The 17,678-nt window shown below is 52.4% G+C and carries 14 protein-coding genes; 5 read left to right on the top strand and 9 right to left on the bottom strand.

The annotated features are described in order from the left end of the window. Positions 1-25 precede the first annotated feature (25 nt). Complete coding sequence (nhaC, locus tag ACTF5Z_RS01320) at positions 26-1,468, top strand: Na+/H+ antiporter NhaC (RefSeq protein WP_438984198.1); 1,443 nt, start codon at positions 26-28, stop codon at positions 1,466-1,468. A 16-nt stretch (positions 1,469-1,484) separates the two neighbouring features. On the opposite strand, the gene epmA is transcribed toward nhaC, so the two are convergent. Both epmA and efp read right to left on the bottom strand, forming a co-directional pair. Further along, entirely contained in the window at positions 1,485-2,417 is a 933-nt protein-coding gene (epmA, locus tag ACTF5Z_RS01315) for an EF-P lysine aminoacylase EpmA (protein ID WP_438984197.1), read from the bottom strand. Beyond that, on the bottom strand, positions 2,418-2,990 hold the full coding sequence (gene efp / locus ACTF5Z_RS01310; protein ID WP_423848620.1) for an elongation factor P: 573 nt from the start codon (positions 2,988-2,990) through the stop codon (positions 2,418-2,420). It lies immediately after the preceding gene. Positions 2,991-3,020: 30 nt separating this feature from the next. Here efp and epmB point away from each other — a divergent pair, with 30 nt between their 5' ends. Further along, on the top strand, positions 3,021-4,028 hold the full coding sequence (gene epmB, locus ACTF5Z_RS01305; protein ID WP_438984196.1) for an EF-P beta-lysylation protein EpmB: 1,008 nt from the start codon (positions 3,021-3,023) through the stop codon (positions 4,026-4,028). Positions 4,029-4,115: 87 nt separating this feature from the next. Further along, positions 4,116-5,945 carry a hypothetical protein gene (locus ACTF5Z_RS01300; protein WP_438984195.1) on the top strand — a complete coding sequence of 610 codons (1,830 nt, stop codon included), beginning with the start codon at positions 4,116-4,118 and terminating at the stop codon, positions 5,943-5,945. Between the two features lie 11 nt (positions 5,946-5,956). Here the strand turns inward: ACTF5Z_RS01300 and serB are convergent, their stop codons facing one another. Further along, complete coding sequence (gene serB, locus ACTF5Z_RS01295; protein ID WP_438984194.1) at positions 5,957-7,174, bottom strand: phosphoserine phosphatase SerB; 1,218 nt, start codon at positions 7,172-7,174, stop codon at positions 5,957-5,959. A 123-nt stretch (positions 7,175-7,297) separates the two neighbouring features. Between serB and ACTF5Z_RS01290 the strand changes: the two genes are divergently transcribed. Beyond that, positions 7,298-8,509 carry a hypothetical protein gene (locus ACTF5Z_RS01290; protein WP_438984193.1) on the top strand — a complete coding sequence of 404 codons (1,212 nt, stop codon included), beginning with the start codon at positions 7,298-7,300 and terminating at the stop codon, positions 8,507-8,509. Here the strand turns inward: ACTF5Z_RS01290 and parC are convergent. After that, positions 8,502-10,763 (bottom strand): DNA topoisomerase IV subunit A, encoded by a 2,262-nt coding sequence (gene parC, locus ACTF5Z_RS01285; protein WP_438984192.1) that lies wholly within the window; start codon positions 10,761-10,763, stop codon positions 8,502-8,504. The genes ACTF5Z_RS01290 and parC overlap by 8 nt on opposite strands. A gap of 38 nt (positions 10,764-10,801) precedes the next feature. Continuing rightward, positions 10,802-11,617, bottom strand: coding sequence for a cyclic nucleotide-binding domain-containing protein (locus ACTF5Z_RS01280; RefSeq protein ID WP_423848614.1), 816 nt, complete (start codon positions 11,615-11,617; stop codon positions 10,802-10,804). 134 nt (positions 11,618-11,751) lie between these two features. Between ACTF5Z_RS01280 and ACTF5Z_RS01275 the strand changes: the two genes are divergently transcribed. Next, entirely contained in the window at positions 11,752-12,213 is a 462-nt protein-coding gene (locus ACTF5Z_RS01275; protein WP_438984191.1) for a GNAT family N-acetyltransferase, read from the top strand. Positions 12,214-12,260: 47 nt separating this feature from the next. On the opposite strand, the gene fba is transcribed toward ACTF5Z_RS01275, so the two are convergent. From fba to tkt, 4 genes are read right to left on the bottom strand one after another with little or no spacing between them, the layout of a single operon-like run. Further along, positions 12,261-13,310, bottom strand: coding sequence for a class II fructose-bisphosphate aldolase (fba, locus tag ACTF5Z_RS01270; protein ID WP_423848612.1), 1,050 nt, complete (start codon positions 13,308-13,310; stop codon positions 12,261-12,263). Between the two features lie 9 nt (positions 13,311-13,319). Then, positions 13,320-14,480 carry a phosphoglycerate kinase gene (locus ACTF5Z_RS01265; protein WP_438984190.1) on the bottom strand — a complete coding sequence of 387 codons (1,161 nt, stop codon included), beginning with the start codon at positions 14,478-14,480 and terminating at the stop codon, positions 13,320-13,322. Further along, positions 14,480-15,505, bottom strand: coding sequence for a glyceraldehyde 3-phosphate dehydrogenase NAD-binding domain-containing protein (locus ACTF5Z_RS01260; RefSeq protein ID WP_438984189.1), 1,026 nt, complete (start codon positions 15,503-15,505; stop codon positions 14,480-14,482). The genes ACTF5Z_RS01265 and ACTF5Z_RS01260 overlap by 1 nt, the downstream gene beginning before the upstream one ends. A gap of 9 nt (positions 15,506-15,514) precedes the next feature. After that, positions 15,515-17,512 carry a transketolase gene (gene tkt, locus ACTF5Z_RS01255; RefSeq protein ID WP_438984188.1) on the bottom strand — a complete coding sequence of 666 codons (1,998 nt, stop codon included), beginning with the start codon at positions 17,510-17,512 and terminating at the stop codon, positions 15,515-15,517. Positions 17,513-17,678 lie beyond the last annotated feature (166 nt).

The raw sequence follows: 17,678 nt of genomic DNA, 5'->3' as shown, positions 1-17,678 counted from the left end.
ATGACTGTTGGGGAGCCAATGCACTGTGTCGACGCCACTGGAACATCAAGAAAAAACCACCATGCCGCTAGCGCTGGCATTGTTACCCATTGTGTTTTTGATTGCCAGCTTAGGGGCGTCTGTTTACTTTTTTGGCGCCGATGCCTCCTATGGCGCCAATCAAATCGCGTTGATTCTAGCCAGCTGTATCGCCATGTTAGTTGGCTTAAAACAAGGCATTGGCTATGAAGAACTGCAAGCGGGCTTAACCGAAGGCATCCATGTAGGACTCGGACCTATCCTAATCTTGTTAAGTGTCGGCATGCTCATAGGCACCTGGATATTAGCTGGCACGGTTCCCGCCATGATTTACTACGGCATCGAGCTTATCAACCCATCGTACTTTTATGCCACCTGCGCCATTTTGTGCGCAGTTGTTGCCGTCAGTATCGGCAGCTCTTGGACGGTCGCGGGCACGCTCGGCGTTGGCTTGATCGGCATTGCTGGCAGTTTCGATTTATCACTCGAAATTACCGCCGGGGCTATTATCTCGGGCGCTTATTTCGGCGATAAGCTCTCGCCCTTATCCGACACAACAAACTTGGCATCGGCGGTGACCGGGGTCGATTTATTCCAACATATCCGTCACATGCTTTGGACAACAATCCCGGCTTTTGTCTTAGCTTGCATCGCGTTTTTTATACTTGGTAGCAAACAAGGCGGAACACCCACCGACATCGCGGCACTGCAAGGTGCCATCAACCAACAGTTTCACATTGGGCTACATCTGTTAATCCCTCTGGTGATTATGCTGACGCTCATTGCCAAACGCATTCCAGCCTATCCAGCGATTATTATTTCCGCGCTCATAGGGGGTATTTTTGCAGCCGCATTCCAAGCCGATACCGCTGCGGCTTTGATTGAAGGCAGTGGCGACAGTATAAGCGATGTAGTCGTCGGCATTTGGAGCGTTTTATTCAATGGCTTTCAGGCAGACACCGGTAACGCCTTTTTGGACAAACTGCTCAGCAAAGGTGGCATGTCGTCGATGCTGAATACCGTTTGGCTGATCGTATGTGCCCTGAGTTTTGGCGGCATCTTAGAGCGCACGGGCATTCTTGACCGGCTGATCGCAATTGCGCTGAAAGGCGTTCGAGGGCTGACCTCACTGGTTGCGACCACAGTCGTCACGTGCTTTTCAACCAATCTCTTAGCGGCCGATCAATTCATTGCGATTGCACTGCCAGGGCGAATGTTTAAACAGACATATCGCGACCACGGTTTAGACGAGCTAAACTTGTCCAGAACGCTGGAAGATTCCGGCACGCTGACTTCGGTGCTCATTCCGTGGAATACCTGTGGCGCCTACATGACAGCCACTTTGGGCGTCGCGTCGTTCTCTTACGCCCCCTATGCATTTTTTAATTTACTCTGCCCATTCATCGCGATCGCCTTTGCGTCACGCAATATTGGACAAAAACATCTATGAAAAGGGACGTATAGAATTAGGCCTGGTCCCAAGCTAGCGCCAAAGCATCAGAAACTTGCTGATATCCGGAACTCAACGCCACCAAACGATCAAAGCCGAGAGCCACACCGGCGCAGTCAGGCAAGCCAGTACGAAGGGCCTGCAGGAGGCGCTCGTCCGGTTCCACCCGCGGTTGACCCGAGCACTCACGATATTGATTATCGGCTTCAAAGCGACCTTGCTGCTCGTCAGCGTCCGTTAACTCCCAAAACCCATTGGCCAACTCGACACCTTGAATCACCAGCTCGAAGCGGTGAGCTACTGCTCGCCCCTCACTGTCACCCAATCGCGCCAAAGCTGCCTGCTCGATCGGGAAATCGTAAACAAAGCAGGCGCGGTCCTGCAGCCCCGGCTCGATACCGATCACCCACAATAAGTCCAGCCAAAATACTCGACTTGTTTCAGTGAATGGACACTCCTGCAGGTTTTGAGCACGATCTTTTAGCTGCTCGACGCTCGCACTCAACGAGTCAACACCCAGAATCTGTTGGTATAACTCTCGGTGCGAGAGCCGTTCGAGAGCCGGCATACTCGGCCAAACCGAATGCACCAAAGACTCAACCTCGTTCATCAAATCGTGATGATTGAATCCCAGCCGATACCATTCGAGCATAGTAAACTCAGGGGAGTGCCACCGACCCTGCTCATCATTTCGGAACACTGTACCCAAAGAATAAACATCACCGCTGCCCTCGGCTAACAGCCGTTTCAAAGCAAATTCTGGAGACGTTTGCAGATATCGCGTTTCGTTCATCACCCGAAAGGGTATCGATTCAAGCTGAGGATCGGTGACTGCTCGTGCCCCAGCCACGGGGGCCGCAACTTCTAGCACCTGACGCTTGGCAAAAAAATCGCGCACCGTAGAACGCACGTGCGCGATTCGCTCCAACCTCTGACGTGTGAGAGTCACCTACGATTTAGACGCTCTAGAGACATACTCACCCGAGCGCGTATCCACCTTGATCACTTCGCCTTGGGTCACAAACAGTGGAACTTTGACAACCGCGCCGGTCGACAAACGTGCCGGCTTGTTCCCACCCTGAGCTGTATCACCCTTCAAGCCTGGATCTGTTTCGACAATTTCCAGCTCAACAAAGTTGGGCGGTGTAACCGACAAAGGTGTGCCGTTGTATAAAGTCACTTCGCAGGTATCTTGCTCTTTCAGCCACAAGTACGTTTCACCCACCGCCTTTTTGTCGGCCTGGTGTTGTTCAAATGTCACGGGATCCATGAAATAGTAAAACTCACCGTCGGTATATAAATATTCCATGGTATGATCCATGACGTCGGCGCCTTCAAGCGTTTCGCCTGATTTGAACGTGCGCTCCCAAACACGGCCGGTCGACAAGTTGCGCATTCTCACTCGGTTAAACGCTTGACCTTTACCGGGCTTAACGAACTCGTTTTCAAGGATGCTACACGGTTCACCATCCAGCATGACCTTTAAGCCTGGGCGGAACTCGTTGGTTGAAAAATTTGCCATAATGTTTATCTCAATATTTACAGTAGGCCTATGATATCGCACACCTCCCTTCAATGGCAGAGTTCTGATTGGCAAAGTATTTTACAAACTGCCATTCGCGACAGTGCCGAGCTACTTCAAGCGGTTGGCATACCCCGTGGTTCATTAGACGCAATCACAGGCGAGACTGCAGGGTTTGCTGTGTTAGCACCTAGGCCCTTTGTGGCGCGCATGGAATACGGAAACCCAAAGGACCCATTGCTGATTCAAGTCTTGGCGCTAAAGGAAGAAATTGCGCCGAACGCAGCAGGCACCACCGACCCATTGGAAGAACAGCGATTTACGCCCGTACCAGGCATCATTCACAAGTATTTCGGGCGTGTATTGTTGATGACAGCAGGCACCTGCGCCGTGAACTGTCGCTACTGCTTCCGTCGCCACAATGACTATGCTCAGAATATTCTCACCCCCGCCCGTCTAACCGAGGCGCTTACCTACCTTCGCAGCCAGACCGATATTACAGAAGTGATTCTGAGCGGAGGCGACCCCCTGTTGACCAGCGACCGCAAGCTCAGTGAGCTAGTCGCCGAACTCGAAGCTATACCTCATATTCAGCGTCTGCGTATCCACACCCGCCTGCCCATTGTGATACCACAGCGTATTACCACCGAGCTGTGCCAACGGCTGGGTCAGTCGCGCTTTCAGGTGACGATGGTTGTTCACTGCAATCACCCCAAGGAACTTGATGTCGAGGTCGGGCTCGCAATGGCTCAGCTAAAAGCACAAGGTATCACCTTGCTGAACCAAACAGTTCTGTTAAAAAACATTAATAATTGCGCCGCCACACTCGAAGCGCTCAGTACCGAGCTATTCAAGATCGGGGTGCTCCCCTATTACCTGCATACCCTCGATCCCGTGCAAGGCGCCGCGCACTTCGCACAACCCATAGGCGACAGCAAACAACTACACCAAATACTTCAAGCAAGATTACCGGGCTATCTCGTACCAAAATTGGTCAGCGAGATACCCGGAGGTGCTTCAAAAACACTGATTTACTGAGGGTAGTTACACTCTCATCGATTGCTGATTTAGCATCTCGTGCTATAGTGTTATGCTAAATTATCGGTTAGCGGTTGGCGATTACGGGTGACAGAAGCTCCTCCTATCAAATTACGTATACCAAGAGCAGAACTATCGTCCTGTTCTCTGTTTGACGTTACGCCAGCTGCCGCCGCCAAGTGGGCAGAAGATTTACCGCTCACCAACGCCAAGCTGATGTCTCGCGGTTTGCTCAAGGCGACCTGGGAATTAAACCGCATTGATATGCCCGCCGACCAGCGTTTGGCAATCTTAAACAGCCTGCGCCGCCCCGTGCACACGGCGCTCAACAGCCTAGCAACACATTTTCTAAATCAGCCGCTATCGCTACCGGCCGAAGCGCGCGAAATGTTCGAGCTCGCCGACAACTTAGCCAAACAAGTCACCACCGGTTACACCCTGGTTGCGGTGCAGGCCATTCAACAGCGAGGGCGATTTCAATCTGGCAGCCCAGCCAAAACAACATGTGAAGGATTGCACCGTGCCATCAGCATGGCGGGACGTCGATTTCTTCAGACCTTGCAGCTGTATAAGCCCATTGAACGCGGCAGCTGGTTAGAGCTCTATCAACTCTACTTACTGTGTGATCGACAACAGCTCTCAGACATCAAAGTCACTGATGAGCTCGACGGCTCGTGCTCCGTTAAAGCACGTTTTACACAAATTTGCCTGCTGGGTTCTTGTCGACCAAACCAATTACGACAAAAAGATCTACCGGTCGTCTACCGGCAGTTTTACGAACAGCGCGAGCTCTGCCATTTGCTGCCAGCCAGCTCTGGCGAGGGTCTGCTCATTATCGATTTGGGTTCTGACAGCGCTCCAGTTTATAACACCGAACCTGAGAATACCTCTGAGCTCGGGGCCCAACATCGGTATTTATTTATCGAGCCGCTCACCACCCGATTTAAAGAGCACATCAATTACATTCGTCACCGACCCGCAAAATCGATCGTCGAAAACCACAAAGAGCCGATGCTAAGCACCGATGTACTCGAGCATCTGGTGAGCTCACTGGGGCAAGTCAATATCCGTGGTTTTTCGCGCACCCAGGTTGCGGGCACCATGCACATTGTTGTCGGTCTTGCGAGCGTCCATTTCCACATCGCTGGCGAGCGTATTTTCGAACGCGTGTTGCAAGAAGGGCCCTCGTCGGAAAGCAAACACACCAGTGACGTTGCGGCATTTTTGCATCGCAGCGATGCCGATCAAAACGCCAGGGAAACTGCAGAGACCGAGGATCAAAGCGTCACCGATGAGATCAGCGACGATGCCTACTCGCAAGAGCGTAGCCGAACTGCTCGAATCGCCCCCGATGACGATCTATCGGGCGCGGAATTGAGCCGGCGCTATCCAAAGCATCGTGTCCGAGTCATTAATTCAAGCACCGGCGGGTACTGCCTAGAGTGGAGCAGTGCTCTGCCGCGCAGCGTTAAAACCGGCGACGTGGTTGGCCTCTGTGAAGAAGGCACAAAAGACTGGGTCATCGCGACCATTCGCTGGGTCAGCCAACTCGAAAACGCCAAGACGCTCATCGGGGTGTCGTTGTTGAGCCCGAGTGCGTTTGCCTTCGGCGCCCAAACCATCAAAAAGCTTGGCGAGGTGTCAGATCCTGTGCGGGTACTGTTGCTACCCGAAATTTCACTGACCGGCACGCCTCAAACGCTGATCACACCGCGTTTAGGCTTTAAAGAATTTCAGAAAATCTCTTTGATACAGGGCAATCAGAGCCATTACGCTCAGTTGCAACGACAAGTGTCGTCAACGCCGAGTTACTCGCAGTTCGCGTTCCGTTACATGCAGCAGCTAAAAGATGTAATGGCCGACGAACACGGGATACTCGACAAAAACCCCTTCAACGCGGTGTGGCACTACCTGTAAGCGGCTTAAATTTATGCGGGCGTCTGATACCGATCAGCAATACCGAGTAAATATAAAATCGCATCCAACCCCAAAGTAGAAATAGACTGCTCGGCAGCCTCCTTCACTAGCGGCTTGGCGCGAAAGGCCACGCCGAGTCCCGCGATACCCAGCATGGGCAGGTCGTTGGCGCCATCACCCACGGCAATTACCTGCTGAAGCTCGATGTTCTCTTGCTCAGCTAATTGACGCAACAAGTAAGCCTTACGCTCACCGTCAACGATTTCACCTTTCACATCGCCGGTAACGAGGCCATCTTGAATATCAAGCTCGTTGGCAAAGACGTAATCCATGCCCAACTCCGCCTGTAACTTTTTAGCAAAGTAAGTGAATCCGCCCGAGACAATCGCTGTTCGATATCCCAGCCGACGCAAAACGCTGATTAAGTGTGCGGCCCCTTCGGTAATCGGCAACTCGTTCGCAATTTCTGACAAGACAGATTCAGACAAACCTTTTAGCAAGCCTAATCGCTCACGAAAACTGGCCTTAAAATCTAACTCGCCCCGCATTGCACGCTCGGTGATTGCGGCCACCTGTTCGCCCACACCGGCACGCTTGGCCAACTCATCAATCACTTCCGCCTCGATCAGGGTCGAGTCCATATCGAACACCACCAAACGGCGATTGCGCCGATACATATCGTCTTGCTGGAAAGCCAAATCGATTTCTAAACCACTGGCAACCGACATCAATTCACGTTTGAACTGCGCTCGATCAGCGGTTTGACCCCTAACTGAGAATTCCACACAGGCTTTACTCGAGGGGGGCATAGGGCCTAATGGTATACGACCAGATAGGCGTGTAATTCCATCAATATTGAGACCATGACGATACACAACAGCACCGAGAGCTGCGATATGCTCGGCGGTGACTCGACGGGCAAGCAGAGTCACAATGTAACGCGGGCTACCCTGAGCTGCCACCCAGTCAGAATAACGCTCAGAAGACACCGGCTCCCAACCTAAACTCAGCTGCTCCTCGTTACACATCGACTGCAGTTGCTGACGCAAGGCGCTTTGCGATTCCGCCGTGTGAATCGCCAACAGCAAACCAATTGACAGTCGATCGTGAATAACAGATTGACCAATATCCAAAATATCACATTGATGCTGGGCACATAGCGCCATCATTTTGGCCGTTAGGCCCGGCACGTCACTTCCTGAAAATGTCGCGAGAACGATATCGGTCACGGGGAATTCCTAATATTCACAGACGCGTAGTTTACTGGTCTGGTTAACGGACACAAGTGGGTATTACTTCGCAAAATGGCATCGGTGAGGTATCCTCCGCGCTAACCTTGGTTGGATACAGACGTGCCAGAATACTTCAAACAACTTCCGATTCGACTGCAGCTCGGGATCGCCACCGCTGTACTCACGCTAATCGCCAGCTTGACACTGGTCTTCTTGGCGACGCGTTCAACCCAGTACATCACCTCAGAGCAAGCAAAGGTTGTGAGCGTTACCTTGGCTGAGCAGCTCAGCAGCCAAGTCAACTTAGCGCTACTCAACAAAGACAATCTAGCCACTAGCGCAATACTTAACCGAAGTATTCGCGAGGGCTGGATTCAAGGCGCGACGCTCAGCGAACCTGGCGGCAACGTGATCGCAAAAGCTGGAACCAAGACAGATGCGCACCAGACCATACCCATTGAAATCGATGGCAGAGTGCTGGCTCAACTGCGGATCGACTACAGTGATCAGATGGCCTCTCATTTGCGCTCGCAGCAATGGTGGACTCTGTCAGGTCTAGCAGTGATTATTGCAATCGCAATGGGCGCACTGGCCGCCCAAATTGGCCGCCTATACTCGCGCGCTTTAGAGTCATTGAAACAACAAATTCCCCAGCTCGAGGATACAACGGATACCGCCAACGAAATTCGCGCCATCGAGACGCGTTTACGAGCGCTGCCCCTAGATCTTCTCGCAGAGCAAGTCGACTTAGACCCACTGCGCCCGCACGTAAATCAAACGGTGATATCGCTGGTCTCGCTTGATGCACTGGAACACTACATTGCGACACTTAACGAGGAATCTTTAGAGCGCTATACGCAGCGTTTATATCAGTGTCTGAGAAGCGCGGCCCAACTCTACGGTGGAAAGATCCATGTGGTACGTCAACTCTGCGTTGCGATGGTGTTCTCTGACCAAGACTCCAGACGCGCCACTACGGCAGCATCACAGGCCTCCCTGTTGTTGCAGATGCTTTGCAAAAAACAGGAAGACGCCGGACAGCTTAAGTATCAGGTACGCTGTGTTTTAGGACAATCCGAACTCCGACCACTCGAAGAACACAGCTTTTACGCTGACCTGTACGTCCAAAATCATTTTGATCAACTTCAGCAAGCCTTTGAACAAAGTGGGGTATTATGGATCGAACACAGTCTGTGTGACGAAGCGCCATTTAACGAGGGTTATACCCTCGGCCCCATTATTGATGGCTACGCTGCGATTGTAGGTATACCGCCAGAGACACTTGAGCTGCTGGCCGAGCAAGCAGATCAAGCGCACCGCAAACTTAAGTAGCGTCGGGATGTTCAGCCACAAGGTAGTCGACGTTTTGTAAACCCCTAGGTAACTTGCTGCCTCGGCGTCCTCTTTCACCACGATAGTGATCCAACTCGCTAACTTTAAGCGTCAAATGACGCTTACCGGCATGCAACACAAGCCTAGATTCCTGTGTTAAAACCGCAATGCCTTTTGCCATTTCCTCTCGAGATTTAACGCGCGCGCTGGGTATCGAGATAATTTTATTCCCTTTACCACGGGCCAGCTCGGGTAAATCGGCTAAGGGGAATACCAACAACCGCCCCTCAGTTGACACCGCTGCAACCAGTAGGTCATCGCCATGAGGTACCTGGGCTGGAGGCAGAACCTCGGAACCGTTGGGCAAATTCAGAATGGCCTTACCGGCTTTGTTCTTCGCCATCAAATGACCAAGCTCTGTCACAAAACCATAGCCCGCATCACTGGCCAACAGAATTTTTTGCCGCTCATCCCCCAACAACAAGGCTTTAAAACCAACACCCGGCGGTGGACTGATACGACCCGTAACCGGCTCACCTTGTCCCCTCGCGGATGGCAAGTTGTGCGTCGGCAGGGTATAAGCTCGGCCCGTGCTATCGATTAAAATTGCACTTTGATTACTTCGCCCCGCTGCCGCCAAATTAAAGTTATCTCCCGCTTTGTAACTCAAGCTTGTAGGGTCAATATCATGGCCTTTAGCCGCGCGAATCCAACCTTTTTCTGACAAGACAACAGTGATTGGCTCGGTCGACATCAGTTCCTTCTCAGAGAACGCCTTCGCTTCTTCACGAGCCACTAGGGGGGAGCTGCGCTCATCACCAAATTGCTCGGCCACCGCTAGAAGTTCTTTTTTGATCAAGGTTCGCATGCGAGCTGTAGAGCCCAAGGTCAGCTCAAGCTGTTCGCGCTCTTTCTCAAGCTCGTCTTGCTCTCCTCGGATCTTCATTTCTTCAAGCTTGGCCAAATTGCGTAATTTCAGTTCGAGTACGGCTTCGGCTTGCGCATCGGACAAGCCAAAACGCTGCATTAAGACTGGTTTGGGCTTATCTTCGGTGCGGATTATATGAATGACTTCATCAATATTTAGGTAGGCAATTAAATAGCCTTCGAGCAAGTGCAGGCGCTTGAGTACTTTTTCTAAACGATACTGCAAACGGCGGCGAACGGTCTCCGTCCGAAACTCGAGCCATTCACGCAGTATGGCGTCTAACGATTTCACCCCTGGGCGACCGTTATTGCCAATCAAATTCATGTTAATTCGATAGCTACGCTCTAAATCGGTGGTAGCAAACAGATGCAACATCAGGGCGTCGATATCGACTCGGTTTGACTTAGGCACAATCACCAAGCGCGTAGGATTCTCATGGTCCGACTCGTCGCGCAGGTCATTGACTAAGGGCAGTTTTTTAGCTTGCATCTGCGCCGCGATCTGCTCGAGTACCTTTGCACCAGACACCTGATACGGCAGAGCATCGACGATAATGGCACCGTCTTCTTTCTGCCAATGCGCGCGCATTTTCAGCGATCCCCGACCACTGCGATAAAAGGCTTTGATCTCGTCTCTGGGCGTAATAATTTCCGCTTGGGTTGGAAAATCGGGCGCTTGAACATGTTCGCACAAGTCATCGACGGTCGATTTTGGATATTCCAGTAGGCGAATGGTAGCGGATACGACTTCGCGTAAATTGTGTGGCGGTATGTCAGTCGCCATGCCCACAGCAATACCCGTTGTCCCATTGAGCAACACATTGGGCACTTGCGCGGGCAGTACCGAAGGTTCGTCCATAGTGCCATCAAAGTTGGGGACCCAATCGACCGTGCCTTGGCCAAGCTCCCCTAACAGCGCATCTGCATAGGCCGTTAATCTGGATTCGGTATAGCGCATCGCAGCGAAGGACTTGGGATCATCCGCCGAGCCCCAGTTACCCTGACCGTCTACCAGTGGGTAGCGATAGCTAAAAGGTTGCGCCATTAACACCATGGCTTCGTACGCAGCGCTATCGCCATGCGGATGAAATTTACCGATCACATCACCAACGGTACGTGCTGACTTTTTGTATTTAGCGGACGCCTTGAGACCTAGCTCACTCATGGCATAGATGATTCGGCGCTGAACAGGTTTTAAACCGTCGCCAACATTAGGTAAGGCGCGATCCAAAATGACGTACATCGAGTAATCAAGATAGGCTTTTTCGGCGTAATCGCGCAGCGATACCGATTCGTCTTCTTCCGGCAACATGGGCATGTCAGACATGAGGGGTTTCCAATCTTATAAAACTTTCGCTGGCCAGCTTAGGCTTTTTTAGCCGACCCGTTTTGTAGTGACACCAATTGTTCGTTCAAATTCACAATTGAGTTGGCCATATCGACCATCAAAGAGTGAATTGTCGTCGGATTGGTTTTAATCATTTCAGTAAACTGTGCTTCTGGCACCTTAACGACCGAGCACTGAGTCTTGGCACGCACTGTGGCCGAGCGCTCACTGTGCGTCAAGGCCGCCATCGCGCCGAAAATTTCGCCCTCAGCGATGGTGCCAACCACAATGCCGTCCACCACGACTTCGGCTGTGCCCGATGACAGGTTAAACACGAAATCGGCCTTCTCGCCTTGATTAATAATGACGTCGCCTGATTGATACACCTCAAAGCCTGGCGTGACACGAGTATCTTCTTGTGCCGCCGCTGCAGTAACGCGCAACATCAGGCCCGAATAAGTCACCAGCAGGCGAGTCCAAACTTTAATACCATCGTTCTCGGAAAACACACGACGCATAAATTCAAGAGCGGGAAAGCTATGCAGAGTGGCACCCGACTCACTGCCATAAAATACCGTGGCATCGTCTTGGGAATCGCCCGCAATATCCGGCAGTAAAATATCACCTTCTTCTAGCACGTAGATGGTTCTGCCGCGATAACGTGCTGAAATCGTGCCGCGCTCGATAAAGTAGAACTTACCCACATCAAAACCACGGAAATTGCCCGTCGCCGTCGGTTCGATTTCGACCGGGATATGGGGGATATTGACGACATCCAACAGCGCCTTGACTAAAGACTTGTACTGCTGACCAAGCGTTGTAAAATCCCGTGACAACTCTGCGTTTGCAAACATAGATCTACCTTTTATTAATTCAGGAACCCAAACCACCCCTTGAGATTCGCTGCATACCCCATAGTAGCAGTAAACCAGAAAGTCTCAAACGCCGAAACAAAGGCAAACTTTAGAAAATAAGGATTTATGCAACTATGACACCCTTAACTTGGCAGTGGCTTTCGTTTGACTCATTGTCTAACCAGCAGTTGTACCAAATGCTTGCACTTAGATCTGAGGTATTCGTCGTTGAACAAGACTGTGCCTATCAAGATCTGGACGGTAAGGACCTCAAAGCATTACATCTAATTGGAGCATTCGACGACAAAGTGCTCGCCACTGCACGCTTGCTTCCCGCAGGGGTATCGTATCCCGACGCCGCATCCATCGGCCGCATTGTGGTTCACCCTTCGTTACGAGGCCAAGACTTGGGTCGCAAGACGGTGGAACTGGCGCTAGAACAATACCAGAAACTTTGGCCAGATGAAGAGCTATTAATTGGTGCTCAAGCTCGTTTGACGCGGTTTTACGAGGAATTAGGCTTTGTTTCCGAAGGTGAAATTTACGACGAAGACGGTATCGACCACATCATCATGCGTTGGGCAAAGTGCGCTTAGGACAGGAACATTGAAGAGCAGGCCGTATGGCCTGCTCAAGACCAAGACTACCAGCGCCCTGCGGTATAGGCATCGGCCGCATCGGCCAAAGACATAGGCTTGATTTTATCGGCCCAGCCAGCGGTACCAAAAGCCTGATAGCGTGCGATGCAAATCTCTTTCATGGCCTTAATGCTGTGCGCTAAATATTTACGCGGGTCAAACTCAGAGGGATTCTCGGCCATAAAGCGACGGATAGCACCGGTCGAGGCCAAGCGTAAATCGGTATCGATATTCACTTTGCGAACGCCATGTCGGATGCCTTCTTGAATTTGCTCAACCGGCACGCCATACGTCTCTGGAATTTTCCCACCAAACTCGTTGATGATAGCCAACCAGTCCTGAGGTACCGACGAAGAGCCATGCATGACTAAGTGCGTATTTGGAATACGCGCATGAATTTCGCGAATACGGTCAATCGCCAAGATATCGCCAGTAGGCGGACGAGTGAACTTATACGCACCGTGGCTGGTCCCGCAGGCAATTGCCAAGGCATCAACGCCGGTCGCCGCGACAAAATCTGCAGCTTCGTCTGGGTCCGTCAGCATTTGGTCATGCGTTAATTTACCCGCCGCACCAATACCGTCTTCCTCACCAGCTTCGCCGGTTTCTAGTGAACCCAAACAACCTAATTCGCCCTCGACGGAAACACCGCAAGCGTGGGCCATATCGACAGTTTGACGCGTGACGCGAACATTGTAGTCGTAGTCCATGGGTGTTTTGCCGTCCTCTCCCAACGACCCATCCATCATCACCGAGCTAAAACCCAGCTGAATCGAGCGCTGACACACCGCAGGTGACACACCATGATCCTGGTGCATGACCACCGGAATATCCGGAAATTCCTCAATGGCTGCCGCAATCATGTGACGCAGAAAAGGTGCGCCAGCGTATTTGCGAGCGCCTGCGCTGGCCTGCATGATAACGGGTGAATTGGTCTCAGCAGCGGCCTCCATAATAGCTCGAGTCTGCTCGAGGTTGTTAACATTGAACGCTGGCACACCGTAGCCGTGCTCGGCGGCGTGATCCAACATTTGACGCATGCTTATCAGTGCCATAATTTCCCCCTAGTTTGCACGCTGCTCTAATACAGCAACGGCTGGCAAAACTTTTCCTTCCACATATTCCAAAAACGCACCGCCACCCGTGGAGATGTATGACACATCAGCGGCAATTCCAAACTGATCAATGGCGGCCAAGGTATCTCCCCCGCCTGCCAGCGAGAAACCGGGACTGCGCGCAATTGCTTCAGAAATCACTTGTGTCCCTTTCGAGAAGGCTTCGAACTCAAATACGCCCACCGGACCATTCCACAAGATCGTGCCGGCGCTTTGTAATTGCTCAGCAAGCGATGCTGCTGACTGCGGGCCAATGTCCAAAATCATATCGTCCTCGGCGACCTCCCCAACCAACTTCACGGTGGCAGGTGCATCGCTCGAAAATTCCTTTGCGGTAACGACATCGACGGGTAAAGGTATCGATACTTTCTCGAGTAAGGCTTTTGCGGTATCAAGCAAGTCGTCCTCACACAGAGATTTACCCACTGGATAACCCGCCGCCTTTAAGAACGTATTGGCAATACCGCCGCCGACAATCAACTGATCGACTTTATCGGACAGGGTTTCCAACACCGTGAGTTTCGTGGATACCTTAGAACCGCCCACAATTGCCGCCATTGGGCGAGCGGGTGCCGCAAGTGCCTGCTCTAGCGCCTTAAGCTCCGCCACCAACAAAGGTCCCGCACAGGCAATCGGCGCAGCTTTTGCCACCGCATGCGTAGAGGCCTGAGCACGGTGCGCCGTACCGAAGGCATCCATCACAAAAATATCGCATAAATCGGCATAGGCTTGGCCCAATTCATCGGAATCGGATTTTTCGCCGACGTTAAAACGTACGTTTTCCAGCAACACAACTTGCCCGGGCTCGATATCAAGCCCTGCGCGCCATTCGGCTTGTATGCCAACATTCTGACCGAGCAAGCTCGCCATATGACGAGCTACGGGAGCCAAAGAATACTCGGAGTTGTACTCGCCCTCGGTTGGCCGACCCAGATGCGACATCACTATAACTGCGGCGCCCGCGTTCAAAGCTGCTTGAATGGTAGGAAGTGCGGCGCGAATACGCGCATCGCTTGTCACAGCGCCGTCTTTAACTGGCACATTAAGATCCTCACGAATTAGCACTCGCTTACCAGCCAAATCAAGATCTTGCATTGCCAGTACGGCCATTAACTTTCTCCTTTGCGTGAAATTTTTGCCCAGTGCTCGGCGACATCGAGCATACGATTCGCGTAACCCCATTCATTATCAAACCAAATCAGCACCTTGACTAGGCGGTCACCGCTAACGCGAGTCTGGCTTGCATCGACGACCCCAGAGCGACTGTCGTGATTAAAGTCACACGATGCCAGAGGCTCAGTGGTAAAGCCTAACACCCCAAGATAGTCACACTCGGCCGCCTGGCGGAGCACCTCGTTGACGCTGCCAATGCTCGTCGAGCGCTGTAAATATACACTCAAATCCATTGCAGACACATTAACAGTTGGTACTCTTAGGGCTTGCGCGCTGAATCGATCAGCAAGGTGCGGCAAGATGCGTTCGATACCCTTAGCGAGGGCGGTATCCACAGGAATGATGGACTGAGAGGCGGCTCGCGTTTTGCGCAAATCGGTATGGTGATACGCGTCCAACACGGGCTGGTCGTTCATCGCCGAGTGGATCGTAGTGATGGTTCCATACTCAATACCGAAGGCTCTATCGAGCACATCGATCACCGGAACGATGGCGTTGGTCGTACATGAACCCGTCGAGGCCACCTGATACTCGCCCTGCAGCAGCTCCTGATTAACACCATAGACGATGGTGGCATCGATATCAGCGGCGGCGGGCTGAGAAAACAAAAGTCGCTGACTGCCTGCATCAAGATGCCATTGTGCTGTCGTGCGATCACCAGCGGCGCCGGTGCATTCCAACACCAGATCAATCTCGTGCTGAGCCCAAGGACACAGAGCCGCATCCGGCTCGTGCGACAAGGCAATCGGGCGGTTTTGAATAAGCAATGTGTCGCCATCAAGGTGGACGTCGTAAGCAAAACGTCCGTGCGTGCTGTCGTAGCGCGTCAAATGCGCAATCGTGCGCGTATCGGCTAGTTCGTTAATTGCGACCAAATCTACATGCGGCGAGCCACCTCGTTCAAAGTAGGCTCGCAACACGCTGCGGCCAATACGGCCGTATCCATTAATGGCTAGGCGCATGAATCAAACTCAGCCGAGCAGTTCCTCGGCTGCCGCTAATACCGCACCCACCGTGATATCGAAATGCTCAAATAGAGCACCTGCAGGTGCCGACTCGCCAAAACTGTTCATGCCGATAATACGGCCGTCTAAACCAACGTATTTGTACCAGAAGTCTTGGTGTAGGGCCTCGATTGCAACCCGAGCAAAGACGTCGCTGGGTAATACCGACTCGCGATACTCTGCATCTTGCGCTTCAAACTGTTCGGGGCTGGGCATCGATACAACGCGCACCGCACGACCTTGCGCGGCAAATTCGGCCGCAGCTTCCTGGGCCAGAGCGACTTCAGAACCGGTCGCGATGAAGATAAGCTCAGGGGTGCCTTCGCAGTCCCGCAGGATGTACCCGCCGCGCTCAACGTTCGCCAACGTCTGCGCATCACGCGCTTGATGTGGCAAGTTCTGACGCGAGAAAACCAGAGCACTTGGGCCGTCTTGGCGCACAATGGCCTGCTTCCAGGCAACCGCAGACTCCACCGCATCGCAAGGACGCCACGTCACCATGTTGGGCGTGCCGCGTAAGGAGGCCAGTTGCTCGACAGGCTGGTGTGTCGGTCCATCTTCACCTAAACCAATAGAGTCGTGGGTGTAGACGAAAATGCTTTGCTGACCCATCAGCGCAGCCATACGCACTGCGTTGCGTGCGTATTCCATAAAGATCAAGAAGGTAGCGCCATAAGGAATAAAGCCTCCGTGCAACGCAATACCGTTCATCATGGCTGACATACCAAACTCGCGCACGCCGTAATACACGTAGTTCCCACCGGCCGCCTGGGCCTCTACGCCGACAGAGCCAGACCACAACGTTAGGTTTGACCCCGCGAGATCAGCCGACCCTCCCAACAATTCAGGCAGGGCTTTTGCGTAGGCCTCAATCGCATTTTGTGAGGCCTTGCGCGATGCAATCGTCGCGCTTTCAGCCTGGCATTGCGCAATGTAAGCATCAGCGGCTGCGGCAAAGTCAGCGGGTAGATCACCGGCTAAACGACGCGCTAATTCGGCACCCTCTGTTGGGTACTGTGTTTGGTAGTCCGCCAGCAAAGCTTCCCATTGCGACTGCGATTGCTCACCGCGCGCTCGCGCATTCCAGCCTGCGTAGACCTCGTCAGGGATTACGAAAGGCGCGTGCGTCCAACCGAGTGCTTCGCGGGTGGCTGCAATTTCATCCTCACCTAAAGGCGCACCGTGACATGACTCGGTTCCCTGCTTGTTTGGTGCACCTTTACCGATAATCGTGCGTGCACAAATAAGCGTTGGCTTACTCGTCTCGGCGCGCGCCGTCGCAATTGCCTGCTTAATCTGCTCGGGGTCATGGCCATCAACGGCCTCAATAACCTGCCAACCATAGGCTCGGAAACGCTCGGGCGTGTTATCAGTAAACCAACCTTCAACCTCACCATCGATCGAAATACCGTTGTCATCGTAAATGGCAATTAGTTTCCCGAGACCCAAAGTACCCGCCAACGAACACACCTCATGCGAGATACCCTCCATGAGGCACCCGTCGCCTAAAAAGGTATAGGTGTAGTGATCAACCACATCAAAATTGGGGCGATTAAACTGAGCAGCTAGGACTTTCTCGGCCAAGGCCATGCCCACAGCATTAGCAATACCTTGACCCAAAGGACCCGTTGTGGTCTCGACACCGGGGGTGTAGCCGTATTCTGGATGGCCAGGCGTTTTGCTGTGTAACTGACGGAACTGCTGCAACTCTTCAATCGGCAAATCGTAGCCGCTCAAATGCAGCAAAGAGTAGATCAACATCGAGCCGTGACCGTTCGACAAGACAAACCGATCGCGGTTGGGCCACGAAGGATCTGCTGGATTGTGGCTTAAGAAATCATTCCACAGCACCTCCGCAATATCGGCCATACCCATCGGGGCGCCTGGGTGGCCAGATTTCGCCTTTTGCACGGCGTCCATAGACAGCGCGCGAATGGCATTAGCGAGTTCATTACGGGAAACCATGGTGTTCTCCAAACGATCAAATAAACGGTGGGCTCAAACTGGCGCGTATTCTCTCTTATCAGCCTTCCTAGGGCAAATAAACAGACCTTTTAACAGCTATTCAAGTGGATTATGCACATCTATATCAAAATTTTTTGATATAGATGTGCAAGTGCCTTATCATGCA

Origin of the sequence: Aequoribacter sp. (assembly GCF_965659035.1) — a bacterium.
Lineage (GTDB): Bacteria > Pseudomonadota > Gammaproteobacteria > Pseudomonadales > Halieaceae > Aequoribacter.
This window is presented reverse-complemented; position numbering and strand designations above follow the sequence as displayed.